At 59.8% G+C, this 26,692-nt stretch carries 18 protein-coding genes, 1 tRNA gene and 1 pseudogene; 15 read left to right on the top strand and 5 right to left on the bottom strand.

Annotation, left to right across the window (positions count from 1 at the left end; translation table 11 throughout):
• Positions 1–19: 19 nt before the first annotated feature.
• Together EXW71_RS29140 and EXW71_RS23015 are read left to right on the top strand one after the other, a co-directional pair.
• Positions 20–10,474: a hemagglutinin repeat-containing protein gene (locus EXW71_RS29140; RefSeq protein ID WP_256657105.1), complete on the top strand. Its 10,455-nt coding sequence runs from the start codon at positions 20–22 to the stop codon at positions 10,472–10,474.
• Positions 10,475–10,502: 28 nt separating this feature from the next.
• On the top strand, positions 10,503–10,922 hold the full coding sequence (locus EXW71_RS23015; protein ID WP_134660303.1) for an SMI1/KNR4 family protein: 420 nt from the start codon (positions 10,503–10,505) through the stop codon (positions 10,920–10,922).
• Positions 10,923–11,235: 313 nt separating this feature from the next.
• On the opposite strand, the pseudogene EXW71_RS29145 reads toward EXW71_RS23015, so the two are convergent.
• Together EXW71_RS29145 and EXW71_RS23020 are read right to left on the bottom strand one after the other, a co-directional pair.
• Positions 11,236–11,511: pseudogene (locus EXW71_RS29145) on the bottom strand (IS4 family transposase); the annotation flags it as partial.
• 223 nt (positions 11,512–11,734) lie between these two features.
• Positions 11,735–11,989: a hypothetical protein gene (locus EXW71_RS23020; RefSeq protein ID WP_134660476.1), complete on the bottom strand. Its 255-nt coding sequence runs from the start codon at positions 11,987–11,989 to the stop codon at positions 11,735–11,737.
• Between the two features lie 669 nt (positions 11,990–12,658).
• Between EXW71_RS23020 and EXW71_RS23025 the strand changes: the two genes are divergently transcribed.
• Complete coding sequence (locus tag EXW71_RS23025; RefSeq protein WP_134660304.1) at positions 12,659–15,229, top strand: autotransporter outer membrane beta-barrel domain-containing protein; 2,571 nt, start codon at positions 12,659–12,661, stop codon at positions 15,227–15,229.
• A 75-nt stretch (positions 15,230–15,304) separates the two neighbouring features.
• Here the strand turns inward: EXW71_RS23025 and EXW71_RS23030 are convergent, their stop codons facing one another.
• Both EXW71_RS23030 and EXW71_RS23035 read right to left on the bottom strand, forming a co-directional pair.
• The gene (locus tag EXW71_RS23030) at positions 15,305–15,892 is read right to left on the bottom strand and encodes a hypothetical protein (RefSeq protein WP_134660305.1); all 588 of its coding nucleotides are present in this window, start codon (positions 15,890–15,892) and stop codon (positions 15,305–15,307) included.
• 16 nt (positions 15,893–15,908) lie between these two features.
• Complete coding sequence (locus EXW71_RS23035) at positions 15,909–16,520, bottom strand: hypothetical protein (protein WP_134660306.1); 612 nt, start codon at positions 16,518–16,520, stop codon at positions 15,909–15,911.
• A gap of 306 nt (positions 16,521–16,826) precedes the next feature.
• Between EXW71_RS23035 and EXW71_RS23040 the strand changes: the two genes are divergently transcribed.
• The 8 genes from EXW71_RS23040 to EXW71_RS23075 all read left to right on the top strand — a co-directional run bounded on the left by EXW71_RS23040 (position 16,827) and on the right by EXW71_RS23075 (position 24,025).
• Positions 16,827–18,467 carry a VWA domain-containing protein gene (locus EXW71_RS23040; protein ID WP_134660307.1) on the top strand — a complete coding sequence of 547 codons (1,641 nt, stop codon included), beginning with the start codon at positions 16,827–16,829 and terminating at the stop codon, positions 18,465–18,467.
• Between the two features lie 90 nt (positions 18,468–18,557).
• Positions 18,558–19,130: an RNA polymerase sigma factor gene (locus tag EXW71_RS23045; protein WP_134660308.1), complete on the top strand. Its 573-nt coding sequence runs from the start codon at positions 18,558–18,560 to the stop codon at positions 19,128–19,130.
• Positions 19,127–19,675 (top strand): hypothetical protein, encoded by a 549-nt coding sequence (locus EXW71_RS23050; protein ID WP_134660309.1) that lies wholly within the window; start codon positions 19,127–19,129, stop codon positions 19,673–19,675. The genes EXW71_RS23045 and EXW71_RS23050 overlap by 4 nt, the downstream gene beginning before the upstream one ends.
• Before the next feature lie 283 nt (positions 19,676–19,958).
• Positions 19,959–21,269, top strand: coding sequence for a diaminobutyrate--2-oxoglutarate transaminase (ectB, locus tag EXW71_RS23055; protein ID WP_134660310.1), 1,311 nt, complete (start codon positions 19,959–19,961; stop codon positions 21,267–21,269).
• Positions 21,266–21,733 (top strand): GNAT family N-acetyltransferase, encoded by a 468-nt coding sequence (locus EXW71_RS23060; RefSeq protein WP_134660311.1) that lies wholly within the window; start codon positions 21,266–21,268, stop codon positions 21,731–21,733. Before ectB ends, EXW71_RS23060 begins: the two co-directional genes overlap by 4 nt.
• A gap of 9 nt (positions 21,734–21,742) precedes the next feature.
• Complete coding sequence (locus EXW71_RS23065) at positions 21,743–23,047, top strand: SidA/IucD/PvdA family monooxygenase (protein WP_134660312.1); 1,305 nt, start codon at positions 21,743–21,745, stop codon at positions 23,045–23,047.
• Positions 23,048–23,098: 51 nt separating this feature from the next.
• Positions 23,099–23,722 (top strand): LysE family translocator, encoded by a 624-nt coding sequence (locus EXW71_RS23070; protein ID WP_134660313.1) that lies wholly within the window; start codon positions 23,099–23,101, stop codon positions 23,720–23,722.
• Positions 23,723–23,731: 9 nt separating this feature from the next.
• Entirely contained in the window at positions 23,732–24,025 is a 294-nt protein-coding gene (locus tag EXW71_RS23075) for a hypothetical protein (RefSeq protein WP_123717007.1), read from the top strand.
• Positions 24,026–24,078: 53 nt separating this feature from the next.
• Here the strand turns inward: EXW71_RS23075 and EXW71_RS23080 are convergent.
• Positions 24,079–24,155, bottom strand: a tRNA-Arg gene (locus EXW71_RS23080).
• Positions 24,156–24,360: 205 nt separating this feature from the next.
• Here EXW71_RS23080 and EXW71_RS23085 point away from each other — a divergent pair.
• The 4 genes from EXW71_RS23085 (at position 24,361) to EXW71_RS23100 (ending at position 26,621) form a co-directional block, all read left to right on the top strand.
• Positions 24,361–25,077: a Crp/Fnr family transcriptional regulator gene (locus tag EXW71_RS23085; protein WP_134660314.1), complete on the top strand. Its 717-nt coding sequence runs from the start codon at positions 24,361–24,363 to the stop codon at positions 25,075–25,077.
• Positions 25,078–25,164: 87 nt separating this feature from the next.
• Positions 25,165–25,707: an RNA polymerase sigma factor gene (locus tag EXW71_RS23090; protein WP_177421601.1), complete on the top strand. Its 543-nt coding sequence runs from the start codon at positions 25,165–25,167 to the stop codon at positions 25,705–25,707.
• A gap of 95 nt (positions 25,708–25,802) precedes the next feature.
• Positions 25,803–26,030 carry a RebB family R body protein gene (locus EXW71_RS23095; protein ID WP_003187543.1) on the top strand — a complete coding sequence of 76 codons (228 nt, stop codon included), beginning with the start codon at positions 25,803–25,805 and terminating at the stop codon, positions 26,028–26,030.
• 18 nt (positions 26,031–26,048) lie between these two features.
• Complete coding sequence (locus EXW71_RS23100) at positions 26,049–26,621, top strand: hypothetical protein (RefSeq protein WP_134660315.1); 573 nt, start codon at positions 26,049–26,051, stop codon at positions 26,619–26,621.
• The last annotated feature ends 71 nt before the right edge of the window (positions 26,622–26,692 follow it).

A 26,692-nucleotide genomic window follows, 5' to 3' on the forward strand; every position in this document is an offset into this window, starting at 1 on the left:
TTACATCGAGAATTTGACAATGGATGTTCGCCAATTTGCCTTTCTGGCCCGTCAACCTTCCGCTGCGCTGAAGCCACGGGACTCGTTCTTCGGCCTGCCTAAGCGCGGCCTGGTACTGATCCTGGCCAACGCACTGTTCTGGCAGCCGCTGCTGGCCCAGGCCGAAGGCATTGTGGTCAGCAACCCGGCCACCACCGTCGGCCAGGCCGGCAATGGCGTGCCTGTGGTGAACATCGCCACGCCCAATGGCGCAGGCTTGTCGCATAACCAATTCAAGGACTACAACGTCGGCCCCAACGGCGTGATCCTCAACAACGCCACCGGCGCGGTGCAAAACACCCAACTGGGCGGCTACATCGTCGGCAACCCCAACCTCAAGGGCGGCGCGGCGAACGTCATCCTCAACGAAGTCAACGGCGGCAGCCCGAGCCAGTTGCGCGGTTATACCGAAGTGGCGGGGCAGTCGGCCAAGGTCATCGTGGCCAACCCGTACGGTATTACGTGCAGCGGTTGCGGCTTTATCAACACGCCCAACGTTACGCTGACTACCGGCAAACCCGTGCTCGACGCGAGCGGTCAGCTGCAGCGCTACCAGGTCGACGGCGGCGCCGTGACCATCGACGGCCAGGGCCTGAATGCCAGTAACGTCGACCGCTTCGAAATCATCACCCGCTCGGCCAAGATCAACGCGCAGATCAACGCCCGCGAACTGACCGTGATCGCCGGTCGCAACGACGTCGACGCCCAAAGCCTGAAAACCACCGCGCGTGCCGACGACGGCAGCGCCAAACCCGAGCTGGCGATTGACTCCTCGGCCCTGGGCGGCATGTACGCCGGCGCGATCAAACTGGTGGGCACCGAAGCCGGTGTGGGCGTGAAGCTGGACGGCACGTTGGCGGCCAGTGGTGGGGATATTCAGCTGGATGCCAATGGGCATTTGAGCATGGCGCAGACCGCTGCCAGCGGCGCCGTCAACGTCAAAGCCGCAAGCCTCGACGCTAAGGGGCCGGTGTATGCCGGTACCACCCTGGACGTACAAACCCAAGGTGATCTCACCAACCGTCAAAGCCTGGCCGCCCGTGACCGCATCGCGCTGTCCAGCGGCGGTACCTTGACCAATGGCGACATCATCGAAGCTGGCGTCAACACCGATAACACCCGTAACGCGACGGGTGATGTCAGCCTGCGCGGCAAGGCCGTCAACAACACCGGCACCAGTGTCATCGCCAGCCGCACCTTGAGCGTTGATGCCCAAGCCCTGAACAACCAGGGCGGCACCCTGAGTGCCAAACAACGCACCCAGATTACCGCCGCCACGATCGACAACCAGAACAAAGGCCGCATCCTCAGCAATGCCGGCTTGACCCTCACGGCTGATCGCCTGCAGAACACCCAGGGTGGGCTAGTCACCGGTAATGGCGCGCTGACCGCTTCCGTAGGTGATTTGCAGAACCAAGGGGGTGAAGTCTCCAGCCTGGACACCGCCACGTTGACGGTCGCCACCCTCGACAACGTCGCGGGGCTGGTCACGGCCGGCAAGACGCTGAGCCTGAATATTGGCGCGCTCAACAATCAGAATGGGCTGATCACCAGCCAAGGCAACGTCACCCTCACCGGGAACAGCCTGGATAACCGCCAGAAAGGTCTGGTCGCGGGTATCGGTGGTGTACAGCTGAATGTCGTCAACATCGACAACCGCAACGGCGAACTGTCCAGCCGTGCGGGTGTGCAGGTCACTGGTACGCAACTGGATAACAGCGATGGCGGCCTGGTCATTGCTGGCAGCAGTGCAGGTCTGAATGTCGATCAGTTGCTCAACGGCAACCAAGGGCTGATCAGCAGCGAAGGGCCTCTGAGCGTCATGGCGCGCACCCTGGCCAACAACGGCGGCACGCTTTCCAGCGCCGGCCCGCTGACCCTCAACGCGCTTGGCGCGGTAAACAACCAGGGCGGTCGCGTGGTGACTGACGGCAGCCTGATCCTCAACAGCGCGAGTCTCGACAACAGTCAGAAAGGCACTCTGAGCGCACGCCAGGCCGCGCAGATCGGCACCTCCGACCTGAACAATCAGCAAGGCGGCCAGATCACCAGCGCCGAAGCGCTGACCCTGGACCTCAACCGTGGCCAGTTCAACAACCAGGGCGGGCTGATTAACGCGCCGCTGTTGATGCTCAACAATCTCAAGGATGTGAATAACCAAGGCGGCGAGATCTCCAGCAGCCAAGCGTTCACACTTACCGCCGACAACCTGGACAACAGCGGCGGCAAGCTGCTGAGCAACACCGCGCTGACCTTGCGCATCGGCCAGGCCCTGGCGAACGTCAAAGGTATGATTGCCGCAGCGTCGGTCGACGCTCACGCCGCCAGCCTCGACAACAGTGGCGGCACGCTCACCAGTCGTGGCGACACCCTGCTCAACGTTGATGGCCGCCTGACCAATCGCGACCAAGGCCTGCTCAATGCGGGCACTACCCTGACGCTCAACAGTGCCGAACTGGACAATCAGAACGGCTCACTGCTGGGCAGTGCGATTGCCTTGGACTTCGGCAGCGCCACCGGCGACCTGAACAACACCGGTGGCCTGATCACCACCGCCGGCAACCTGAGCATCAATCATCTGCGCGACCTGAACAACCAGGGTGGCGAACTCTCCAGCGCGCAAACCGTGAACCTCAGCGGCCGCACGCTGAATAACAGCAACGGCAAGCTGATCAGCAATAACCTGCTGGTGCTCAATGCCGACAACCTGGTCAACCAGAATGGCCTGATGTCCGGCTGGCAGGGCCTGACCGTCAGCGGTGCGAACCTCGACAACCGCAACGGCGGCACCTTGTCGAGCCGTTACGGCGACCTGAATGCCACATTAAGCGCCAGCCTGCTCAACATTGGGGGCGGTGCGCTGGTCAGCCAGAAAGCGCTGACCGTCAGCGCCGGCGAACTGGACAACAGCAATAAGGGCGTACTCTCCAGCGCAGCCGGCCAGAACCTCACCGTAGGTGGGTTGTTGAACAACACCCAAGGCGGCGTGATCGACAGCGGCGCAGCCCTGAATCTGAATGCGCAAAACCTGGATAACAGCACCGGCAGCATCAGTGGCGGCACCGCCACCACCCTCGACTTGCTGGCGGCCTTGACCAACACCAACGGTAAATTGGCCAGCGGCGGCCCGCTGTTGATCCGCCGTGCCGCGCAGGTCAACAACCAGGGCGGCCAGATTGCCAGCCAAGGCCTGTTGACCCTGCTGACCGGCGGCCTGGACAACCGCAACCGTGGCACGCTGGCCGCCAACGACCACTTGAGCGTCACCGCCAGCGGCCTGGTGCAGAACGGCAACGACGGTTTGATCTACAGCCAGAACGCTGACCTCAAGCTCAGCGCCAACCGGCTGGACAACGGCCAAGGCGTCGTGCAAAGCCAGACCGGCCTGACCCTCGACGTGGCCGACGCCATCGACAATCAGAGCGGCAAACTGATCGCCCAGAATGGCGACCTGAATGTCAACGCCGCTAGCCTCGACAGCCGGGGCGGCACCCTCGCCAGCCTCAAGGCCTTGCTCCAGACCCGCATCGTCGGCGTGCTGCGCAACGGCTATGACCTCAACAACAATCGCCAGGGCGGCGTGATGCAGGGGCAAACCTTGGATCTGCAAGCCGGCGCCGTGGACAACTATGGTGGACGCATTTCCGCGCAGGGCGGCAACGGCCTGGTCACCACCGGTAATTTCGACAACCGCAATGGCGGGCTGTACGCCAAAGGCCTGATGCGCGTGGTTGGGCACGACTTCGATAACAGCGGCGACAATGATGGCCAAATCGCCGCCCATCAGATTGACCTCGGCCTGAGCGGCGCACTGAACAACCGCCTCGGCATCATCGAAAGCGAATCCACGCTCAAGGTGCGCGCGGCCAGCCTCGACAATCAGACCGGACGCCTGCGTGCACTGGGCGCCGACGGCAGCACGGAGTTCGCCATCGGTGGCGTGTTCGACAACCGCAACGGCGTGCTGGAAACCGCCAACACCAACCTGACTCTCGACGCTGGCAGCCTGCAAAACCTCGGCGGTAATGTATTGCACGTGGGCACCGGTACCTTCGGTATTGCGCCCGCCAACCTCAACGACGTCGGCGGCAGCCTGGTGACGCGGGGTGACCTGACCATCACCCAGGACAACTGGACCAACAGCAGCGTGATCCAGGCCGGGCAACTGACGGTCAACGTCAACACGCTCGGCCAGACAAGCACCGGCCAACTGCTCGGCGCCCGACGCTTCATCGGCAGCGGCGCCAACTGGAACACCCAAGGCCTGATCGCCAGCGACGGCACGCTCGACCTGACATTGAGCGGTGCCCTCAACAGCAGCGGGCGCATCAGCAGCCTGGGCAACCTCAACCTCAGCGCGGCACAGGCCACCCTGAGCGACACGGCAAGCATCGCCGGCGGCGGCATCACCACCGCCAACATCGCCGGCACGCTCAACAACCGTGGGCGCATTACCGCCGCCACCGACCTGGTGCTTAACGCGGGCGCGATCAACAACTACGCGACCCTGGGCAGTGGCCAGCGCCTGACCGCTACCACCGGCACGTTACTCAACGACCATGGCCTGATCTTCAGCGGCGGCGACATGAGCTTGCGTGTCGACGCGTTGAACAACAGCTACGCCGACCTCTACAGCATGGGCAACCTGAGCGTCGATCGCGACGGCAAGGGTGGCCTGGCCAGCAGCATCCTCAACAGTTCATCGACGATCCAGAGTGACGGCAACCTCAGCCTGTCCGCCAACTCGATCAAAAACGAACGGGCGGTACTGACCGTCAACGACGCAGGTGTCTATACCGCGTCCGCCACCGAAGGCACATGCATCAAGTACGTCAATGCCGGTGACTGCCACGCCGGTGGCACGGGGCGCAACTACGTGTGGGAGCTGGTAACCCGCGACAAACTGGAAGTGACCGCCGCCAGTGCCGGCTCGAGCATCACCTCGGGCGGCAACATGACCTTGGCCGGCGGCGACCTGCTCAACAGCAGCAGCTCGATTGCGGCCGGTGGCAACTTCACCGCGCGCCTGAACAACCTGGTCAACACCGGCATCGAAACCGGCGAGACCGAGACCTACCGGCTCTTTACATCTGCGCGCACCGAGCACCCAAGCGGCTGGTTCAATGCGGCGCGCGCACTGACCAATAAATACTGGTATCAAAGCCCTGGCTACAACCCCAATGACCTCGGTGGCCTGGAGGCTGCCGTAGCCAACTTCATCGGGATCATGGAGATCGAGCGCACTCAGTTCGGCAAAGTCACCAAAATCGCCAGTGATGACCAACGCTACGCCGCGGTGATTCAGGCTGCCGGCGCGGTGGACGTCAAGGCGCAAGCCGGTATCGACAACAGCGTGGTGCGCCTGGGCTACAACTACATCGGTGCGGGCGCCAAAACCACGACAGATGCCACGGGCGCCAGTGGCGCCGCCGGTTACTCGACCCGCGTCACCCTCAACCAGCAACTGCCGCCTGACCTGGCCCAACAGCAGATCAACCCGTTGAGCCTGCCCGGCTTCACCTTGCCCAGCGGGCAGGGCGGGCTGTTCCGCCTCAGTGGCGAAAGCGCCAGCGCACCAGCCAACACCGGCCCGCAAGGCTGGACCCTGGGTGGCGGCACCGTAGACCGCGCGCCGGTTTCCGGCCCGGCCGTACCCGGCAGTGGTACCTCGGCAGATGGCGTGGTGGTCAACCGCGTGCAAGGCCTGCCAGACAGCCAGTTCGTCTCCAATCCACAGAAATACCTGATTGAAACCAACCCACTGCTGACCAACCTCAGCCAGTTTTTAAGCTCTGATTATATGCTGTCCAAACTGGGCTTCGACCCGGACCAGGCCCAGAAGCGCCTGGGTGATGGCCTGTATGAACAACGCCTGATCCAGCAGGCCGTGATCGCGCGCACCGGCCAGCGCTTCATCGATGGCCAGACCAGCGATACGGCCATGTTCAAGTACTTGATGGACAACGCCATCGGCACCAAGCAAGCGCTCAACCTCTCGGTAGGCGTGAGCCTCACCGCTGAGCAAGTCGCGGCCCTGACCCACGACATCGTGTGGATGGAAAACGCCACCGTCGCCGGCCAGCAAGTGCTGGTGCCCGTGCTCTACCTGGCCCAGGCCAACAACCGCCTGGCGCCCAACGGCGCACTCATCACCGGCAGCGACCTGAACCTGGTCAGCGGCGCCGACCTCAATAACGTCGGCACCCTGCGCGCCACCAATAACCTGGCTGCCAGCGCCGGGCGCAACATGGTCAACAGCGGCCTCGTTCAAGCCGGCAACCGCCTCGACCTGCTCGCCGGTAACAACCTCACCAACCGCGCCGGCGGCATCATCGCCGGGCGCGACGTGAGCATCAGCGCGGTAAATGGCGATGTGCTCAATGAACGCACCGTCACCAGCCACCAAAGCAGCAGCGGCTATCGCACCGAACGCACCGACTTCGTCGACAACGCCGCCCGCATCGAAGCCGCCAACACCCTGACCCTGCAAGCCGGGCGCGACGTCAACAGCACCGGCGGCGCCTTCAAAAGCGGCGCCGACATGGGCGTTCAAGCCGGGCGCGATGTAAACCTGGCCACCGCCGAACAGCGCAATGCCAACACCGTCAGCACCTACATGCGCAGCAGCAGCGCAAACCAGTACGGCACCGTGATCGAGGCTGGCCGCGACTTCCAATTGGTGGCTGCGCGGGATATCAGCGCCATCGGTAGCCAACTGAATGCCACGCGTGATCTGGCGCTGGCGGCCAAGGGCAATGTGAACCTGGCGTCGGCGGCGAATGAACAGCATTCGGCGTTTAATTCGAAGAAGGTCACCAGCCAGGAGGATCATGTACAACAAGTGGGCACCTCGTTGGTGGCCGGTGACAACCTATCCTTGAGTGCGGGCAACGATCTCGTTGTCAGTGCCAGCCGCGCGAGTGCCGGCAAGGAAGCCTACCTTTACGCCGGCAACGACTTGGCGCTGAACGCCGCGCAGAATAGCGACTACAGCTACTACCGCAAAACAAAGACCAGCAGCGGGCTGCTGTCCAGCAGCCAGAAAACGCGCATCGACAGCAGTAACCAGATCAGCCAGCAGGGTTCTTCCATTAGCGCTGACACCGTGGTTGTGCGTGCTGGTCGGGACATCGGCACTACCGCCAGTGACGTTGTTTCCACCAACGCCACCAGCCTAATTGCCGGGCGCAATGTGGTGATTGATGGGGCGACGGAGACCTTCGAGCAAAGTCATTCGTCCTCCGTCAAAAAGTCGGGCTTGATGAGCAGCGGCGGCATCGGCGTGACGTTGGGCTCAAGCAGCAACCAGAACACCTTTACCAGCAGCACCGAAACCACCCGGGCCAGCAACATCGGCAGTGTGCTGGGCAGTGTGGATATTCAGGCTGGCAAGGACCTGACCATTCGCGGTTCTGACGTGGTTGCCGGTAAGGACATCAGCCTGGTAGGGCAAAATGTCAGCATCCTGGCTTCCGAGAACAACAACCGTAGCGAGCAGACCTCCAAGAGCAAAACCAGTGGTTTGACCCTGGCGCTATCTGGCACCGTGGGTAGTGCGGTGGACGCCGCTTACCGGACTGCCAAGCAAGCCAAGAACGAGGACGACAGTCGTCTCTCGGCGTTGCAAGGTGTTAAGGCGGGTTTGACGGGTGTCCAGGCGTGGCAGGCGGCGCAAAAAGATGGCGGTATGAACAGCGGGAATATTTCGCAGTTTGTGGGTATCAGCCTCTCCCTGGGTTCGCAGAAATCCGACTCCAAACAGACTCAGGAGCAGACACTCAGCCAGGGTAGCAGCCTGACGGCCGGTAACAACCTCACCATCGTGGCAGACGGCAACGGTACGCCCGGAGCCGCAGGTGATATCCATGTTCAAGGCAGCAAGCTGCAGGCCGGCAACGAAATACAGCTGGCGGCGGAGCGCGATATTCGTTTGGAAGCTGCGGCGAATAATCAAAAACTCGATGGCAAAAACAACAGCAGTGGTGGTGCGATAGGCATCAGCATAGGCGTGGGTTCCCAAGAAAGTGGCCTGAGCATTTTCGCCAATGCGAACAAGGGCACTGGCAAGGAGAAGGGCACCGGCACCACTTGGACGGAAACGACCCTAGACGCAGGCAAGCAGGTCAGCCTGGTCAGCGGGCGAGACACCGCCCTGAAGGGCGCGCAGGTCAGCGCAGACAAAATTACCGCCAATGTGGGGCGTGACCTTACGCTGCAAAGTCTGCAAGACACCGATGACTACAAATCCAAGCAGACGGACGTCAGCGGCGGCATCAGCTTCGCCATCATCGGCAGCGGTGGCAGTGCAAACCTGAGCATCAGCAAAAGCAAGATCGACTCCACCTATAAGAGTGTGCAGGAGCAAACCGGGCTGTTCGGCGGTAAGGGCGGCTACCAGATTGAAGTGGGCAACCACACGCAACTCGATGGCAGCGTGATCGCCAGCACGGCCACGCCGGACAAAAACCGCCTGAGCACCGGCACGCTTGGCTGGAGCGTTTTAAAGAACAAGGCTGAGTACACAAGCCAGTTGCAGAGCGCGAGCGTGAGCAGTGGTAGTGGCAGCAATGCCGCCAGTGCTTTCATCAGCAACATGCCCAGCGGCAGCTTGATCGCATTCAATCATGGCGACAGTGACAGCGGCACCACCTCATCGGCGATTTCCAACGGCACCCTCGACATCCGCGACCCCGCCAAACAGCAGCAGGACGTCGCGACGCTGAGCCACGATGTTGAACACGCCAACGGCAGCATCAGCCCCATCTTCGATAAGGAGAAAGAGCAGAAGCGCCTGCGGCAGGTGCAGTTGATTGCGGATATTGGTACTCAGGCAGTAGACATCGTCCGAACCCAAGGCCAGATCGATGCCGATAGAGAGGCACGTGCTGAACTTGATAAGCGTGGCATCAAGGAACCTGGAAAAGATGCCACAACCAAGGATGTCGAAGCTTACAAGGACAAACTGATTGCCACTGACGCTTATCAACGGATCATGGCTGACTACGGGGTCGGCGGCAATTACCCGCGTGTAGCACAGGCGGTGACAGCAGCACTGCAAGGGTTGGTGGGGGGCGATATCGGTTCCGCTATTGCGGGCGCGTCGGCGCCGTACCTGGCACAAGTCATCAAGAAAACCACCGGAAATGACGCTGCACTCAACACCATGGCGCATGCCGTGTTGGGTGCGGTGGTGGCGCAAGTGCAGGGGAACTCGGCGCTGGCAGGCGGTGCTGGGGCTGCGACGGGCGAACTGATCGCCCGCCAGCTCTACCCAGGTAAGGCAACGGCGGATCTGACGCAGGAGCAGAAAGAGACGGTCTCAGCGTTGTCTGGTTTAGCCGCAGGGCTGGCGGGTGGGATTGCTGGCGGTGGCCTGAGCGGGGTAGTGACGGGGGCGCAGGCGGGGACTAATGCTGTTCAGAACAACCTGCTGTCGAACACCTACGGTGTTGATCGATTGGATGAAAAGAGTCTGGTGCTTTATGAAAAGCTTAAAGCCGCCGGAATCGGAAGCATTGATGAGCTGCAGAAGCGGTTTACAGGGTGTGCTGGCAACGGTGAGTGCGAGCGCGGTATTCGCAATGAATATCGACAGCAGGAGAAACAGGCAGGCGAAACGCTGGTAGAGCTCTATAAAACCGGCAAATTGAGTCAGGAAGAATTTGGTGTTCTGGTTACAGACTATTCCATCGCCATGATGGAGGGCGTTAAGAAAGGACAACTGAGTTCCGACTCTTCAGGCTATGGCGATATTTATTCCCTGTCCGGAATCGATTGGACTCCGCTGGGTATGATCAGCAATCCCTATGTTGACGCAATAAAAAACAGTGGGCAAATTGCGGAGTGGAGAAGACAGGGGTTAAGCGACGAAAAAATCAATGAGCTTGCCCTTAAGAGTGGTGTGGTCGACTCGGTTTTAGCGCCGGTGGATGTAGCTGGCGTTTTGAATCTCGTGGACAATGGCGCCTCGAAGGAAGATGTTCTACGATTTGCTGCAGCTATGGCGTTGGGTAGACTTGCGAAAGGGGGCGGTGCAAAAGCAACTGGAGCTGCGTTAGAGAGCGAGGCGACGGGCTTCTTTGGTCAGCAAAGAAAGTATTGGTCTCAAGAGCCAATACAGTTCAATGGTAATAAAGTTTATCAGAGGAACGATTTGGTTGATCCAAGTAGGGTGGATAGCCAAACTGGTCTTACAAATTTGGATCTCATGAAAAATGGATTGGCTCCATATGGACCTGATGGCAAGAAGGTCAATCTGCATCATATGTTGCAAACCCAAGACGGTCCAATTGCTGAGGTTACGCAAAGCTTTCACCAAAAAAACAGTGGCGCTATTCATATAAATTCGGGTTCTGATATTCCTTCTGGAATCAATAGGTCACAGTTTGAGAAGTGGAAAAAAGACTATTGGAGAAGCCGGGCAAATGATTTTTGAATTATGAATTTTAGTTTTGGAGATTGTTATGGATATCGACATAAAAGATGCTGTCGCAGAGCTGAAAAGCGTTCGTATGTCTCTTCCAAATGCACAGCGACTTCCTGATGATGCCTTAATTGTTGCATATGAGCGTGAACTCGGTATTTCATTTTCAGATGAGTATAAGATTTTTGCCAAGGAGGCAAGTGATAGTATCTTTAATGGCAAGGATGCGCTTCGATTAACCGTGGACAGAAATAGCCCGAGAGAGCTTCTGAACGTTGTTGCAGAGGCTCGAGAGCAGGGTGTTCCAAAATCGTGGCTCCCTATTTGCGAGGATAATGGGAACTACTATTGTCTTCTTGAGGATGGCTCTGTCAGTTACTGGGCGCATGATGGACGCTCCAATGAAACTTGGCCCAGTCTCGCTAGTTGGATAAAACATGCATGGATAGATGGTGAATAGCCTTTATAGGAATATTATTAACACCGGCCTTGCGCCGGTGTTTTTGCAACCTATCTGCACCCGTTTTGCTTCCTTTTTGCTATCTATTTGCTTCCTTTTTGCTCCTAGGTTGCATCCTATCTGCACCCACCCTGACGACCTGCGGTCTACCTGCTCAATACGCCCTTTTTCGGCATGATTTTTCGCTCCTTAACAGGAGCAAAATCTCAATACACATCATGCACCTCTCGCGAGGTGGGTATTTTCTATATGTATAAAATAGTTATCCGGTTTCGGGGAAAATAGGAAAATAGGGGTCAGACCAGAATGGCACTTACTTAACATTCTTCGGGTGTCCATTCTTCCTGACCTCGGCCCTTGCTGATCGACGTGTTTTCATCAGCATGGGGTAAGGCTTGGGTCTTCGTTTTATGGCGCGCGGCTCAATCCTGCCTGGACGCTTACCGACACGCTTCTGGGCAATCAGCTCAAGCAGATTCAGCATCTTGTCCTCTTGCTCTTGAGCCCCGAACTGCCTCCACGCAAGGCACAGCTGAAGGCTATGTTTGAAGCTCAGCCCGCGTGGCAGGCAGTCAGCTAACAGTGCGGTGGCGTGATTCGACAGCTCTCTGATCTAGAGACGCCTGGTGCTATCGCACACGTTCCGTCGAATAGTTGTGGGAGAAAATAAAGGTAATTGGCGGTTTGGGCCGGCAGCTGCAACGCAGCGCCAAGGTTGCATAGGCGACAGGCCACTTTACAGCCCAAGCGTGGCCCGTACCTACTCACTGCCTCACCGTTAACAGGGCAACTCGTCAGCCGCCCTGTCGCGGTCAGTTGACGCTGTTAAGCCTGCGAATGATGACATCCAGCAAATCACACCCATCACGCAGCGGAATAGCTAGCAATTGAGCGAAGTCTTGAAGCACCACAGCATCGCTGCTGAGCTGTTCGCGGAAGGTCAGGTTTTCCAGCAGTTGGGTGACGGCTCGAATCCGGTACACGGCGGCGTCGTGGAGGACGTCGAGGGGCGCATTGGTGTCGATGAGTAGAGCGGGGACGGTGGAATCATGGCCCGTGAGAGGCATGTATTGGTTCATTTTCAGTACTCTGTTGGTGGATTAAGCCGCCACTCACTCGTCGCCAAACGAATGGGTGACAGCTGTACGCAGGTTGGCGAACCGGAACAGAGTAACCGGCAGACCAGAAGGTCTCCCGCGCACAGCCGCCATAACATGCACAGCTTTGCGGGTGCAAAAACACCTGCATAGAAGCGGGTTGCTCTTGCACTCTATTGTCAGGTCGCCAAACCTGATCGCCATTTGGGCGACGGGACGGACTATAAGCCCCCCGCCCAAACCCACGCAAGGCACAGCGCCTGACTCAAACCCCGGCTTCATGTCCCCAACCCCAACGCTCCTGCCGTCTGCACGCGGGTATAACGCAAATCCCTAGTGGTTCGGGAATCTTCCTACCGCATAAGGAACCATTTCCTCTAAAATCGGGTCTTTACCCCGCCCACCCGCAACCGGTAGGGCTGCATGGACTGCAGCGTTTTCAAAATACATTAAGGACTAATGTGAACCTCGCCTCCCTATTCTCTTTTCTGCCACCACCGGCTGCGGTGCGTTTGCTCGTGCCTGCGTTTCAGGAAAGCACCTTGGGGGCATGCATACGGATCAAGTGATCCTCTCGCTCAGCACACCTACGGCCGCCGGGCTTATTGGCGGCTTTGACTGTAGTTCATGGAGTTGGAAATGAAGCGTAAGCCGTTCCAGAAAACCCTGTTGGCCCTGATGGTCAGCGCAGGCGCCGCGCACGTTGCTGCGGTGGAATTTGACGTCAGCAGCGGCCAGAACAAGTGGAAAGGCCAGGTGTTCAATGAGCCTGTGACCTTGGTCGGTTCGCGCAATGTGGTGGCCACCCAGCGTTATGTCGATGGGGCGAGTGTTGCCGAGACCGATATTCAGGGCTCGCTGATCAACCGCGCCGACTACACCATCGATGGCAGTGGCCTCAACATCCGCGGGTTCGTGGTGGATGGTGCGATTGACTCAGATCTCAGAGCCCGTGGCGGCATTATCAGCGGCGATGTGGTTCAGTCCGGTGTGATCAGGCTGACCAACCAGACCTGGGCCGAAGGGTTTGAGGTAGGCGCTGCCACCGTGGGTGGCAGCGTGATCAACACTGGCACCATCATCACCGTCGACGTGCCGGGTTCCGGCCCCGAGAGCGACGGCGAGGGGATCTACCTCAACGGCACCACCGTAGGCGGCGATGTCGTCAACTCCGGCCTGGTGGACGTCACGTCCTACTACGGCTTCGGCCTGATCCTGGATACCCACAACAATTTGCCGGTGACCATCGGCGGCAAGATTCTCAACTCCGGTACCATTCGCGTCACCGGTGAAGAGGCGCTGGGCATTGAGGTTGAAACCGACACCAGTGACCTGCGCATTGAAAACAGCGGGTTGGTGACGGTCAATGGCGGCCTTGCCAGAGCGGTTCGGTTCGACTCCGGTACTTACGACTATCTGCTCAACACCGGCACCCTCGAAGCCAATGGCACCAACGCGGTCGCTGTCAGCCTGCGGGGCGCGACCTTCACCCTGAACCCACAGACGGGCGCGCGCGGCATCGTCAACCGTGGCCTGATCAAGGCCGACAGTACGGCGATCCTGGTGGACGCGAAGTACCAAACCTCGCCTTTCGAAATCAACCAGCAAGCCGGCGAAATCCGCAGCAACAGCGGCACCGCCATCGACGCCGCCAACCTCGCCACGCTGAACTGGACCGGCGGCAAAATCACCGGCGACCTGCTCAACCTGAGCGCGGTGAATGTGGCAGGCCAAGCTGATTTCACCGGCAATCGCATCATCGCACCGGTCTCGATCAACTCCGGCTCGCTGAACCTTTCCGCGCCGGGCACTGCCATCACTGGCAACCTCAACGTCGCCAGTGGCGCAGGCATTGATATGCACCTGGCCGACAGCGTGGTGCCGACCACGCCGTACCTGACCGTGAACGGTGCAGCGAATTTCGCCCAGGCCTCGAAGCTGACCGTGAGCGCCAAACCGGGCGACTTCGCCAGCACCAACAGCGGCACGCAGTACACCCTGTTGCAAGCCACCAGCGTGCAAAACAACGGCCTGTCTGTGGCCAGTTCGTCCTCTCTGCTGAACGTGCTGAGCTACTCGGCCGACGCGCAAACGGTCAAGGCCGTGGTGGCGGTTAAAGACAACCAGCAAGTGCAGCAGGAACTCGCGGCAGTGGGCGCAGGCGCCGCTTCAGCGACGGCAGTGAACACTTTCAAGAACGACGTACTGAGCGGTCTCAATCAGAACGACGCGGTGTTCCAGGCCCTGGCTAACACCGGCACGGCGCAGCAGCTTGCCCAGGTCAGCGACCAGCTCAAGCCAGACGTAAACCGTGGTGCCCTGGATGTGGCGTTGTCTGGCCAGAGTGTCGTCAACAGCGCGATCTTCAACCGCCTCACTGGCCAGCGCGACAGCCATCAAACCGGCGGCGTGTGGGTGCAGGGCCTGAGCAGCAACATGGATCAGGATGGGCGCGGCGGCAACAACGGCTATTCGGCCAACAGCAGCGGCATGGCGGTGGGTGTGGATGGTCGCGTGAATGAAACGACCACCTTGGGCGTGGCCTACAGCTACCTCAATTCCAACATCCATTCGGACCTTGGCAACAAGACCGACGTCGAGGGCCATGCGCTGTCGCTTTATGGCAACTGGGCGCTGCAGAACTGGTTCGTCGACGGCAGCCTCAGCTACGGCCATAACGACAACGACAGCAAACGCCATATCGCCGGCACCACGGCCAAGGGCAGCTACGACAGCAATGTGTTGTCGGCCAGTGTAATTGGCGGCTACAGCTTCAAGCCGTCCCAGGCCGTGGTGATCGAACCGCGGGTGGCCGCGCGTTATTCCAACGTGCGCATGGATGGCTATACCGAGAAAGGTTCTTCGGCGGCCCTTAGCGCTTCGTCGCAGCGTTATGAAGTGGGCGAGCTGGGTGCGGGCGTACGCCTGGCCGGCAACTTGCCGATGGGCACCGGCAACCTGCAGCCGGAGGCAACCTTGATGGCCTACCACGACCTGATGGGCGATCGCGTGGCGCAAACCTCCAGCTATGTGCTGGGCGGTTCGGCGTTCACCGTCACCGGTGCTTCGGTGGCGCGTGACAGTTATGAAGCGAGTGTGGGAGTGAATTACCAGGTATCGGACTTCACCGTCGGTGCCAGCTACACCCGCCAGGCGCGTAGTGGTTTCGATGCGGACGGCGTGATGCTCAAGGCGCGCTACGCCTTCTGAGGCATACGACAAAAAAGTGTGGGAGGGGGCAAGCCCCCTCCCACATTTGGTTTGTGTGAAGCCGGAACGTTTGGATCAGAACAACTTGCGCTGCACGGCCTCATCCAGCGTGCTGCGCGTCAGCGCTTCCACCACATCCCGGGTGTTCGCCTGGAACGGAATGCCCACGATCAGCACCAAATGCATCCAGGTGCGTACCGACTCGCTCTTCTTGACCCGACCCAATTCCTTGCCGTCTTTGTCCTTGAACACCGTTTCCAGGGTGAAGGTGTTTTTCGCCGTGGACGGAATGATGAAGAAGGTCGCACCGGTAATGATCGCCGAGGCCATGCTGAACTGTTCGTTGTTGTACAAGGTGGCGTCGGCGTAGATGTCCGAGTCGACCTTGTCGGTGCTCACTCGCGTAAAGCGATTGGACTGGCGGAACCCATCGGCCACGGCCTTTTCCCACAGCGCGGCGGCAGCGCCGGCAGCGGCATTGCCGGGGCCGCCGTTGGTTTGGTTCAGCCCGGTGGTTCGCACGTAAGCGGTAGGCTTTTGCGCAGGCGCGTTGGCGGTCGGTGGCCAGGTTTGAACCGGTGGCAGTTCGTGTTGTGAGTAGGACACGCAGCCGGTCAACAAGACCGCCGCTAGTACCAGGCTGTGTTTGATCAATCCTTTCATGTGTTGCTCCCTGAAACTATGGTTTGGCCAGTTTTGCGGTGGCGGTGTCGAGCAGTTGCGCGACCAGTTCGTTCAGTTGCTTGGCGCCCATGGTCGGGGCCCAGTATTCGCGACCGTATAGGCCGACGTTGCGCTCGAACTTGACCTCTTGTTTGCTGCTGGCCAGCTCCTTGCCGTCACGGTCGACGATCACCAGGTCGCCGGCCAGGTCGAAGGTGTCGACGTAGATCGGGCCGTTGACCCAGATCCAGATCGTCAATGTCAGCAAGGCGCCGGGCACATAACCCGGATGCACGCCGCGGTGGCCCTTGAGGGACGTCATGTTGAATTTGAGCGAAACATCCTGCTCACCCAGGCGTACCGGGTACTCGGTCACCTGCTTGAAGTAACCCGCCGTGCGTACGTACTCGTTGAGCTGGAGTGTCAGCGAACGGCTGATCGCGGTTTTGTTGGCATCGTTGACATCGGCGGCGTTTACCGTCACATCAGCGATTTGCGCGCTGCGTGGGCTGCTGACAGAAGCTGGGTGGAGCGGGGCGCCGATAGGGCCGGTGACGGTGTAGGACACACAGCCTGTCATCGACAGAGCGGCGATCAGGGCCGCAGCCCGCAAGAGGATTTTCAACACGCAATATCCCTATTAATGAATGAACCAGGCAGTGTCTCGACCGATTGGCCGCGAACTTGAGGTGCTTGGATAAATTGAGGCGTCAGGTGCAGTACTGTTTCTCGTACGTCACCTTCATGCATCTGCGGCGATTGCCGGCACGATGGTGGCTTGATGATATCATTTTACCTGGCGTGTATTCGCTGGTCTTTAAGCCCACGCCGGTCCAAATTGCACATTTATGGCCGGCGCGCGCGAATTAACCCGAACCACTATTAACTCGCGTCTGACCTTGTGAACGGATCATTCATTCACGAGGTTCAGCCCATGTCCCACCCTCTGCTCTTCCTGCGCCCTACCGCCCAGGGCTTTGCCATTACCGTGCTGGTGACGCTGGCCGGGTGTGGGGCATCGTCGGCCCCGGAAGTTGCCAAACCGGATGCTTCGGCGCCCCTTTCCGAGTTGCAAAGCGTGGCGCCCCAAGGGGCTCTGGTGAAACACGCGATGGCGCGGGCGCCGATGACCGCCCGCTTGAAGGTGCTGGAGTCGGCGGTGACGGACTATCGCAGCGAACCCCGCGAGCAATACGAAAACCTGCCGCAGAACCCGGTGCATCGCGTCGCCGAAGCGCCGGTTTCCACCTTCAGTGTGGACGTCGATACCGGTAGCTACGCCAACGTACGACGTTTCCTCAACCAAGGCCGTCTGCCGCCCGAAGGCGCCGTGCGATTGGAGGAAATGCTCAATTACTTCCCTTACAACTATGCACTGCCCACCGACGACTCGCCCTTTGGTGTGACCACCGAAGTCGCCGCCACGCCATGGAACCCGCATACCCAACTGCTGCGCATTGGCATCAAAGCGTCCGATAAAGCCATGGCGGAACTGGCGCCCGCCAACCTGGTGTTCCTGGTCGATGTGTCCGGCTCCATGGACCGCCGCGAAGGGTTGCCGCTGGTGAAAAGCACGCTGAAATTATTAGTGGATCAACTGCGCGAGCAGGACCGCGTGTCCCTGGTGGTCTATGCCGGTGAGTCCCGTGTGGTACTCAAACCGACTTCGGGCCGCGACAAGGTGAAGATCCGCAACGCCATCGACCAGCTCACCGCCGGCGGCTCTACCGCAGGTGCCTCGGGTATTGAAATGGCCTACCAGATGGCCCGCGAAGGCTTTATCGACAAGGGCATCAATCGCATCCTGCTGGCCACCGACGGTGACTTCAACGTAGGCGTCAGCGACTTCGACAGCCTCAAGCAGATGGCGGCCGACCAGCGTAAAGGCGGTGTATCACTGACGACGCTCGGCTTTGGTGTGGATAACTACAACGAACACCTGATGGAACAACTGGCCGACGCGGGCGACGGTAACTACGCCTATATCGACAACCTGCGCGAAGCACGCAAGGTGCTGGTGGAGCAGCTCAGCTCGACCCTGGCGGTGGTGGCGCGTGATGTGAAGTTGCAAGTGGAATTCAACCCGGCCCGGGTCAGCGAATACCGTTTGCTTGGCTATGAAAACCGCACGCTCAAGCGTGAGGATTTCAACAACGACAAGGTGGATGCTGGCGAAATCGGTGCGGGGCATACCGTGACCGCGCTGTACGAAGTTGTGCCCAAGGGCGAGCAGGGTTGGCTGGAGCCGTTGCGTTACGCCGCTGCGCCTGCGGCTGAAAGCAAATCCGCTGAACTGGCGATGGTGCGTGTGCGCTATAAGCCTGCGGAGGGCGGTGAAAGCCGGTTGATTGAGCGGGCCGTCGATAGAACCTCCGCCATGCCCAGTGATGACCTGCGCTTCAGCGCCGCCGTGGCCGCGTTCGCGCAACAACTCAAGGGCGATGGCCGCTACACTGGCAGCATGAGTTTGCAAGACACGGCGGCACTGGCACGCTCGGCCCGGGGCGACGATCCGTTCGGACTGCGCAATGAATTCGTGCAACTCGTAGAGCTGGCCCAAAGCCTGAAACACTGATCTGGACCACCCCGACAATTCAATGTGGTAGGGGGCCGAACCCCTGCCACAGTTACCTGCTTCGGCTGACAGAAGGAGTTCGCCACCTACATGGCCGTTCCAGACGATCCCCCCAGCGACGAATCACTGCTGGCCCGCTACCGCGCCGGTGATGCCGCCGCATTCGAAGTGCTATATGCGCGGCACCGTCAAGGGCTGCACCGGTTCCTCGTGTCCTTGAGCAACAAGGCCGAATTGGCCGAAGAAATCTACCAGGACACATGGCTCAGCTTGATCCGCAGCACGACCCAGCCCCAGGGCCGGGCAAGTTTTCGTACGTGGTTGTTCCAGATCGCCCGCAACCGCTTGATCGATTACTGGCGCAAGCACGGCATCCACAACCCGTTGCACGACAGCTACGATGAACAGCTGCACGCCCAGGCCGACGACAGCGCCGGCCCTGAGCAGCAACTGAGCCTGAGCCGCGACCAGGCGCGCCTCGACGCCGCGTTGCAAGACCTGCCCGAAGACCAGCGCGAAGTTTTCCTGCTGCGCCTGCACGGCGACCTCGAGGTGCCGCAAATTGCGATCCTCACCGGCGCCCCGCTGGAAACCGTAAAAAGCCGCCTGCGTTACGCCCAGCAGAAATTGCGTCGGCTGCTGGCCGAGGAGATACCTGTATGACCGACTCCCGACATACCCCAGATTCCGACGACGCGCTGACCCGGCACTTTCGTCAGCACAGCACTGGCGAGCCGCCCGCATCGCTGGATGCCTTCATCCTGGCCACCGCCCGACGCGAGGCGCCTGCGCCCAGGCTCAGCCTATGGCAGCGCTGGGGGCGTGCATGCCGTCAGCCGCGCTGGCAAATGGCATTCGCCACGGTTGCCGGCGTGGCATTGATGCTGGGCGTGGTGATGCGTACCAACGAGCTCGACCCCGGACCACAAGGGCGTCTGGCTGCTCCGGCAACGTTTTCCGCGCCTGCGCCCATGAGCGCACCACCGCAGGCGGAGTCCTACAGTGCTCCGCTGCGCAGTGATGCGTTGCCCCAGGGCAAGTTCGCCAAGCGGGCTGCGCCGCAGTCGTTGGAGCAGGGGCTGCTGGAGGTGGTGCGCTTGCGTGCGGCAGGGGACGAAGCGGCGGCGGCGGCGAAACTGGCGGAGTTGAAGCAACGCTTTCCCTCGCAAAACATCGAGGAGCAGCTAAAGGCCCTGCCGCCTCGCTGAGCTTATGGCGATGGCATCTTTGCATGCCATCGCCGGCCTCCCGGCAACAGGTCATAAGCATATGAATTTATAATTAGTCGCTGCGCTTACAATTGCTGCTAGTTTAATCAGCGAAAGACGTCATTGTTCCTGCTGGCCAACAGAGCGGGTCATGTTTCATCGGATGAAAAGTTGCATGCGGACTTCAAGGGATTAAAGTCTTCTCAGCATTCGCTACATGGCCACTGGGAAATCGCTCTGCCTGTTAGAAGTCCATCAATTGGATTGATAAACGGTGCCTCACATGACGGCTACGCTGAATTACCCGCTGGCAAATACAGTTGTCCCCGAGATTCAACAACCCCTGGATATCTTCGAGCGCAAAGAGTCGAACGTGCGCTCTTATTGCCGGGACTTTACCGACACTTTCCATACGGCTGAAGGCTCGACCCTGACCAGTGAACAAGGTCAGGTATTCATCGATTTCTTCAGCGGTGCCGGGGCCCTGAACTACGGGCATAACAACCCGGTGCTGAAGGCCGCGCTGCTGGAGTACATCGCCGAGAATGGCATCACCCACGGCCTGGACTTCAAGACCACGGCCAAAAAGGCGTTCTTGACCGCGTTCGAGGAGCACATCCTGGCGCCGCGTAACCTGCGCTATAAAGTGCAGTTCCCCGGGCCGACCGGCACCAACTCGGTGGAGGCGGCCATCAAGCTGGCACGCAAGTACACCGGGCGCCAGAACGTCGTGGCGTTCACCAATGCGTTCCATGGCATGTCCCTGGGCAGCCTCGCCTTGACCAGCAACCCACGCAAGCGAGCCGGGGCCGGGGTTACCCTGAGCAACGTGACGTTCATGCCGTACGACCAGTATTTCGGCGACAGCGTGGACACTTCGCAGTACTTGGCCAACATGCTTCGCAGCGGCAGTGGCATCGACAAGCCGGCGGCGATCGTGCTGGAAACCGTGCAGGGCGAGGGCGGTGTGAACAGCGCGTCGGCCGCTTGGGTGCAGGCTGTACAGCATATCGCACGGGCCCACGACATCTTGCTGATCATCGATGACATCCAGGCCGGTTGTGGCCGTACCGGCGACTTTTTCAGTTTCGAAACCCTGGGAGTCACGCCGGATATCGTGACGTTGTCAAAATCCATCAGTGGCTACGGCTTGCCCATGTCCCTGGTGTTGCTGGCACCGCATCTGGACGTGTGGGAGCCCGGCGAGCACAACGGTACGTTCCGGGGCAACAACCTGGCCTTCGTCACGGGCAAGGCGGTGATCGAGCACTATTGGCGCGACACGGGTTTTACCCAGGCGTTGAAGGCCAAGGCTGACTTCCTGCAGGCGTCGCTGACGGCGCTTTCGCAGGATTTCGCCGCCAAGGCGCCCAACCGTCTCAAGGGGCGTGGTTTTTTCAGGGGCATCGAATTCGAAGACAAGACCCTGGCGCAAAGAATCGCGGCCCAGGCCTACCTGCGGGGCTTGATCATTGAAACCTCGGGCATCGACGATCAGGTGCTCAAGTTCCTCCCGGCGCTGACCATCACCCCCGCGCAGATCACCCAAGGGCTGCAGATACTGGAGCAAGCGTTCGCCGAGGTGACTGCATGAGCCAAGCGATTGTTACCCGACATGCGTCCCTGGATGACGCGCCGGCTATTGCGCCGCTGCTGGATAAATACCGTGAGTTTTATGGGGAGGCGCCCGATGTGTCGCGGTCACTGGCCTTTATTCAGCAACGGTTCTTTTTGGGCGAGTCGATCATTATTGTTGCCGAGATAAATAACGAAGTGATTGGTTTTACACAACTCTTCCCGAGTTTTTCCAGTGTGACGCTGGAGCGTCTCTGGATATTGAATGACTTATATGTAGAAGCCTCCAAGCGCAGTGCGGGAGTAGGGTTGGCATTGTTGACGGCGGCGCGCAAGTTCGCGCTGACAACTAACGCCAAACAACTGTTTATCGAAGGTGCTGAGGATAATCCGCGGGCCAGAAACTTATACACGCGCTTTGGCTTTATCGAGAACACGGACTACCACTATTACCATCTTCCACTGGCCCATGCCCAAGGATAGGAGCTTTCCATGTCAGAGACTATTTACGATATCGTCGGGATCGGCTTCGGCCCCTCCAACCTGGCGCTGGCCATCGCGCTGGAAGAAGCCGCGTCACCGTTGACCTACCGCTTCCTGGATGCCAAGCAGAAACCGGATTGGCAGGATGAGATGTTGCTCAGCGGCTCGGACATCCAGAACAACCCCTTGAGGGACCTGGTGACACCGCGCAACCCACGCAGCCGCTATGGCTTCGTCAATTACCTGAAAGAAACCGGCCGCCTGTTCGACTACCTCAACTTGCCGCTGACCTATCCGCTGCGGCGCGAATATGCCGAATACATCAAATGGGTGGCCGGGCATTTTCTGGGCAGTGTCGAGTCATCGGCGTTCGCCAGGCGCGTCGAACCGCTGAACGTCAAGGGCGAGCCGGTGTGGAAGGTCACCTATAACGATCAGCGGGTTATCTACGGGCGTAGCCTGGTGCTGGGCACAGGGCGCACGGCGAATATTCCGGCAGTGTTCGAGGGCCTGCCTGGCCCGCAGGTGTTCCACCTCAATCACTACCTGGAGCGTATTCATGCGCTGCCGCCGACAGCGCAACGTATCGGCGTGGTGGGTTCCAGCCAGAGCGCGGTGGAAATTGTCCTCGACCTGACCGCCAGGTTTCCGGACAAGGAAATCTATTCGTTGCACCGCAGCTTCAGCTTCCGCCTCAAGGACACCAGCCCATTCAGCGATAAGGTGTATTTTCCGGAGTTCATCGACTATTACTTCAACCTGCCGCCCGAAGCCAAGGCACGGGTGGACAAGCAATTGCGTGGGACCAACTACAGCTCGGCCGATGAGGATGTGATCAACGCGCTGTACGTGCGCATTCATGAAGAAAAACTGCAGGGCAAACAACGCATCCACATTCTCAACAATGTTGCTATCGAGCAGGTGTCCATAGCTGCTTCCGGGCAGGTGGAACTGGCGCTCACGGAGGTCAACCAGCTCACGCACTCGACCCTGGCACTGGATGCATTGGTGCTGGCCACCGGCTTCAAGGACATCGCCGCCAAGGAAAACGGCGAGCTTTACCCGCCGCTGCTGGCGCCTTATCACCGGCGGTTTCGCACCGATGCCCAGGGGGCGCTGGTGGTCAACCGCGATTACAGCCTGACCGCGTTGGACGACTTGCCCGCTGTGTACCTCAACGGGTTATGCGAAAGCTCCCACGGTCTGGGGGACGCCGGTTCGTTCAGCCTGATCTCCCTGCGGGTCGAGCATATCCTGTCGGCCCTGGAGGAAACGCTGGCGTTGACCGAGGCGCCGGAGCAGGCACTGGCCTGATCCGACCCGGCAGCAGCCGTTGCCGGCTGCTGCTTCATACAAGGAGTTCTCATGTTTACAGCCGCATTGATCTACATCCTGGCGGTGATCAGCCCCGGGCCCAACTTCATCATCGTCAGCCGGTTTGCGTCGCTGGGGTCAGTCTCCACCGGCATCGGCGCCACCTTGGGCATCTGTACCGTCGGCGTGTTCTTCTCGACCATTTCCCTGCTGGGCCTGGCGGCGTTGCTGCATCAGTATCCGGCGTTTTCCAAGGTGGCCACGCTGTGCGGTTCGGCCTACCTGCTGTACATCGCCTACAGCATTATCAAAAGCGTGCTGGCGAAAAACACCGGCACCGCCGAAAGCTCGGCGCCAGGTGTGACCAGCTTTGCCAAGGCTTATCGGGTGGGGGTCATCACCAACATCAGCAATATGAAAACCATCGCCTTCATGATCAGCATCTATGCGGGTTTTCTCTCTTCGCCGCGTTCGGACCTGGATAAAGTCCTGGTCGTCATGCTGTGTTCAAGCCTGGAAGTCATCTGGTACTCACTGGTGGCGCTGTTGTTTGGCCAAGGCCCGATCAAGGCACTGTTCCTCAAGTACACGCGGCAGATCGACGTTGGGCTCGCGGTATTCCTCGTCGCGTTTTCACTGAATAACGCCATCCCTGTACTGATTGCCAGTCGATGAGGCTTTGCCATGGAATGGAACGAAGTACTCAGGGAGGTGGGTGTGCGCTTCAAACACCGCAGCTGGCTGTTGATCGACCTGTCGCCGGATGAGCTGGCCGTGCGTGAACCCCTGGCCAAACCGGCCAGCGACTATTCGGGCATGGCCCTGCTGCTGGATTGCAGCCTGGAGGGCATGTTCCAGATAGTCGATGGCCTGGGACCAGGCATCAGCTATGCCGCCTCGTTGCAGGCCAGCAAGCGACCGGTGGTGGCGGTACCTGCAAGGAGCGTGCACTTTCAGGATTTTCGTTGGGCGTGCTGAACGGATGCAAAAAAGCCCCAGGTCTTTCGACCTGGGGCTTTTTTGTGTGTGTCTGGTGCACCCGGCGGGATTCGAACCCACGACCCCTGCCTTCGGAGGGCAGTACTCTATCCAGCTGAGCTACGGATGCTTGTGCGGGCGACATCATACCCATGTCGGCCAGATGCGTCCATGCCGGTGTTTTCGCTGGCGATAGTAGGCTGGGTTACCGCAAAAGCGGCTATTTGCCATTATCTTCACAACTCCTCATACCGTACGTCCCTTTGTTTGCTTTGCTCTGGTGGCGCCAGCACCGCTGTGACGCCGCAATTCCCTTCCCCTGGCCAGGTGAACGCATGCATTCCAAAGGAACCGTGATGCTCGATCTCCCGCTGAGACAAACCTTGCTCGCCCGCTCCGATTTATTCCGAGGACTGCCGGAGCCGCTCTTGCGCTACGTCGCCACGCATATGGTGGAGCGCACGCTGGATGATCGTGAACTGCTCTATTTCAAGGACGACTCCCTCGAATTTATCGCATTGGTGGTGGAGGGGCGGATCTATTCGGTGGTTCACGGGCCGGATGGCCGCGAGCAGATCATCGGCAGCATGGGCGCGGGGCAGGTCGTGGGAGAGACGGCGTTGATCGAGGACCATGGCCGTGAGTCTTCGACCTTTGCCGGCGGCCCGACCCGCTTGCTGCAACTGGGGCGTCGACATTTTGCGCTGCTGTTTGAAGAGCCGGTGTTTCTGCGGCGTTTGTTGATGTTGATGATGGTGCGCCTGCTCCATGCCATCGAATTGCTCGAATTGGTGTGCCTGCATCGGCTGGAGTCGCGGCTGGCGCGGTTCCTGCTGGCCAATATGGGCGAGATCGACCTGGCCCTTGCCATGCCCAGCGTCTCACTGCCCGCCAATCAGGGGGTGTTGGCGGCCATGCTCAACACCAGCCGCCCCAAGCTCAATGTTCAACTGCAGTTGTGGCGCCGCAGTGGCCTGATCAGCGGCAGTCTGGAGCGGATGGTGATCAACGATCTGGAGCATTTGCGGCGCAAGGCGTCTGCCTTGAATTAACTTTCACGGTGTTCCCCAGGTAACAGCGGGCGCCTGTTTGTGGCTCGCAAACTGGCCCTTCATCAAGGATGCACAGGAGTGCTTGCGATGGGGATGACTGTTCAGTTCAAGGACCAATGGGTGGCGGACGACCGCTTGTTTGAAGCCAGTTGGCGTGCGGTTCAGGGCGAGCTGAAGCGGCGCGCGCTGCGGCGTGCCAAAGGCAATCAGGATCAGGGCCAGGAGTGGTTATCGGCCACGGCGATCAAGGCCCTGCTGTTTTTTCGGCGCTCGCCCGAGCGTATCCGGGACCCCCAGGGGTTTCTGTTTCTTGTGCTCGACCATGTGTTTCTCGACAGCCTGCGCCGCGGTAAACGTGAGGGGCAGTTGTTCGATGACTCCATCGACCTTGAGCACGATCACCTGGCCGTGCTCGCCGCCCCCTGCGCATCAGTGCTGGAGTGGGTGGAGTGTTATGAGCGCCTGGAACAGCTGGAGGCGCATGTGGCGCGGTTGCCTGTCGCGCAACAGCGTTTGTTTGAGATGCGTTTTGTCGACGACCTGCCTTACCCCCAGATCGCGGCTGAGCTGCAGGTCAAGCTGCCACTGGTGCGTAAGCGGGTGCAATTGCTACGCAGCGCTTTGCGCTGAATTCCTTTCACAAACGTCGGCGCGAGGCGTTCTAGTTTAGGAGCGCGTCACGCCACCACCACCCTGATCGGGTGAATTCCATCAAGGAGAGATGTATGACAGAGGTCAACAGCCAGATCACCGACGCGGTGACCCAAACCAACGTCAAGGTGGTAGCGGAGGCACCGGCCCAGGCCATCGCGTCGTTGTATCAGGTGGCTAGCAGTGCGGCAGGCTTGTCGTTGCAGAACGCGGTCAACAGCCAGCAGGCCATGAACCAGATTTCCAACGCGGTGATCTCCAAGGCCGTTGCGTTGATCATGCAGATTGGCGAGAAGGGTTAAACCCTGGGGAGACTTGCCATGTCATGGTTCAGCAGAAAAAAGCCCAGCCCCGCTCCTGAAACACCCGCTGCGCAGCCCCCGGCGTCCGCCCCGGCAGCACCCCCCGCGCGCTCGATCATGGCGCGCATGAACGAGCATTTGCTCAACCAGGCGAGCACGCCCTCGTCTGACAGCACAGCGGCGCTCAACAGCCAGATTGTCCAGGCTGTGCAGTTCACCAATGCGCAGAATTTCGCCTATGCGCCGGCCCAGATCGCGGTGCCGGCCGACATGATGATCAGCCAAGCGGCAGGGTTGGTCGCGCAATCGGCGGCGGGGTATTTCGATGGGGTCAGCAAGATCGCATTGGCCGCCCAGGCTGTGCTGCTCCAGCAAATGACCGAGAACATCGTCAAGGACAACCTGCCGGCCGCCGCCGAGGATGCCTTGGGCGCCTTGGCCACCGACCTGTTGGTGGGCGCGGCAGCCGCGGTGGCCGCCGCCGCCGGTGCGATGGAAGCCGAGGCCGCCAGCGTGGCCATCGACAAGATCGACCAGAGCATCGCCAAGTACGCCGACACGTTGGCCAACCGGGCTGCGCCAGCGGCCTGAACCGAGCACGGCGTTCCAGCGTTCTGCTGGAACGGTGCAACAGCAACTTGAAAGCAACTTTTCTTAAGTGA

The organism is Pseudomonas sp. BCA17, assembly GCF_004519405.1.
Lineage (GTDB): Bacteria > Pseudomonadota > Gammaproteobacteria > Pseudomonadales > Pseudomonadaceae > Aquipseudomonas.

What these genes read in the sequence shown, in the direction of transcription:
- EXW71_RS29140 (WP_256657105.1), top strand. Translation starts at nt 20, where the DNA reads ATGGATGTTCGCCAATTTGCCTTTCTGGCCCGTCAACCTTCCGCTGCG.
- EXW71_RS23015 (WP_134660303.1), top strand. Translation starts at nt 10,503, where the DNA reads ATGGATATCGACATAAAAGATGCTGTCGCAGAGCTGAAAAGCGTTCGT.
- EXW71_RS23020 (WP_134660476.1), bottom strand. Translation starts at nt 11,989, where the DNA reads ATGCCTCTCACGGGCCATGATTCCACCGTCCCCGCTCTACTCATCGAC.
- EXW71_RS23025 (WP_134660304.1), top strand. Translation starts at nt 12,659, where the DNA reads ATGAAGCGTAAGCCGTTCCAGAAAACCCTGTTGGCCCTGATGGTCAGC.
- EXW71_RS23030 (WP_134660305.1), bottom strand. Translation starts at nt 15,892, where the DNA reads ATGAAAGGATTGATCAAACACAGCCTGGTACTAGCGGCGGTCTTGTTG.
- EXW71_RS23040 (WP_134660307.1), top strand. Translation starts at nt 16,827, where the DNA reads ATGTCCCACCCTCTGCTCTTCCTGCGCCCTACCGCCCAGGGCTTTGCC.
- EXW71_RS23045 (WP_134660308.1), top strand. Translation starts at nt 18,558, where the DNA reads ATGGCCGTTCCAGACGATCCCCCCAGCGACGAATCACTGCTGGCCCGC.
- EXW71_RS23050 (WP_134660309.1), top strand. Translation starts at nt 19,127, where the DNA reads ATGACCGACTCCCGACATACCCCAGATTCCGACGACGCGCTGACCCGG.
- ectB (WP_134660310.1), top strand. Translation starts at nt 19,959, where the DNA reads ATGACGGCTACGCTGAATTACCCGCTGGCAAATACAGTTGTCCCCGAG.
- EXW71_RS23060 (WP_134660311.1), top strand. Translation starts at nt 21,266, where the DNA reads ATGAGCCAAGCGATTGTTACCCGACATGCGTCCCTGGATGACGCGCCG.
- EXW71_RS23065 (WP_134660312.1), top strand. Translation starts at nt 21,743, where the DNA reads ATGTCAGAGACTATTTACGATATCGTCGGGATCGGCTTCGGCCCCTCC.
- EXW71_RS23070 (WP_134660313.1), top strand. Translation starts at nt 23,099, where the DNA reads ATGTTTACAGCCGCATTGATCTACATCCTGGCGGTGATCAGCCCCGGG.
- EXW71_RS23075 (WP_123717007.1), top strand. Translation starts at nt 23,732, where the DNA reads ATGGAATGGAACGAAGTACTCAGGGAGGTGGGTGTGCGCTTCAAACAC.
- EXW71_RS23085 (WP_134660314.1), top strand. Translation starts at nt 24,361, where the DNA reads ATGCATTCCAAAGGAACCGTGATGCTCGATCTCCCGCTGAGACAAACC.
- EXW71_RS23090 (WP_177421601.1), top strand. Translation starts at nt 25,165, where the DNA reads ATGGGGATGACTGTTCAGTTCAAGGACCAATGGGTGGCGGACGACCGC.
- EXW71_RS23095 (WP_003187543.1), top strand. Translation starts at nt 25,803, where the DNA reads ATGACAGAGGTCAACAGCCAGATCACCGACGCGGTGACCCAAACCAAC.
- EXW71_RS23100 (WP_134660315.1), top strand. Translation starts at nt 26,049, where the DNA reads ATGTCATGGTTCAGCAGAAAAAAGCCCAGCCCCGCTCCTGAAACACCC.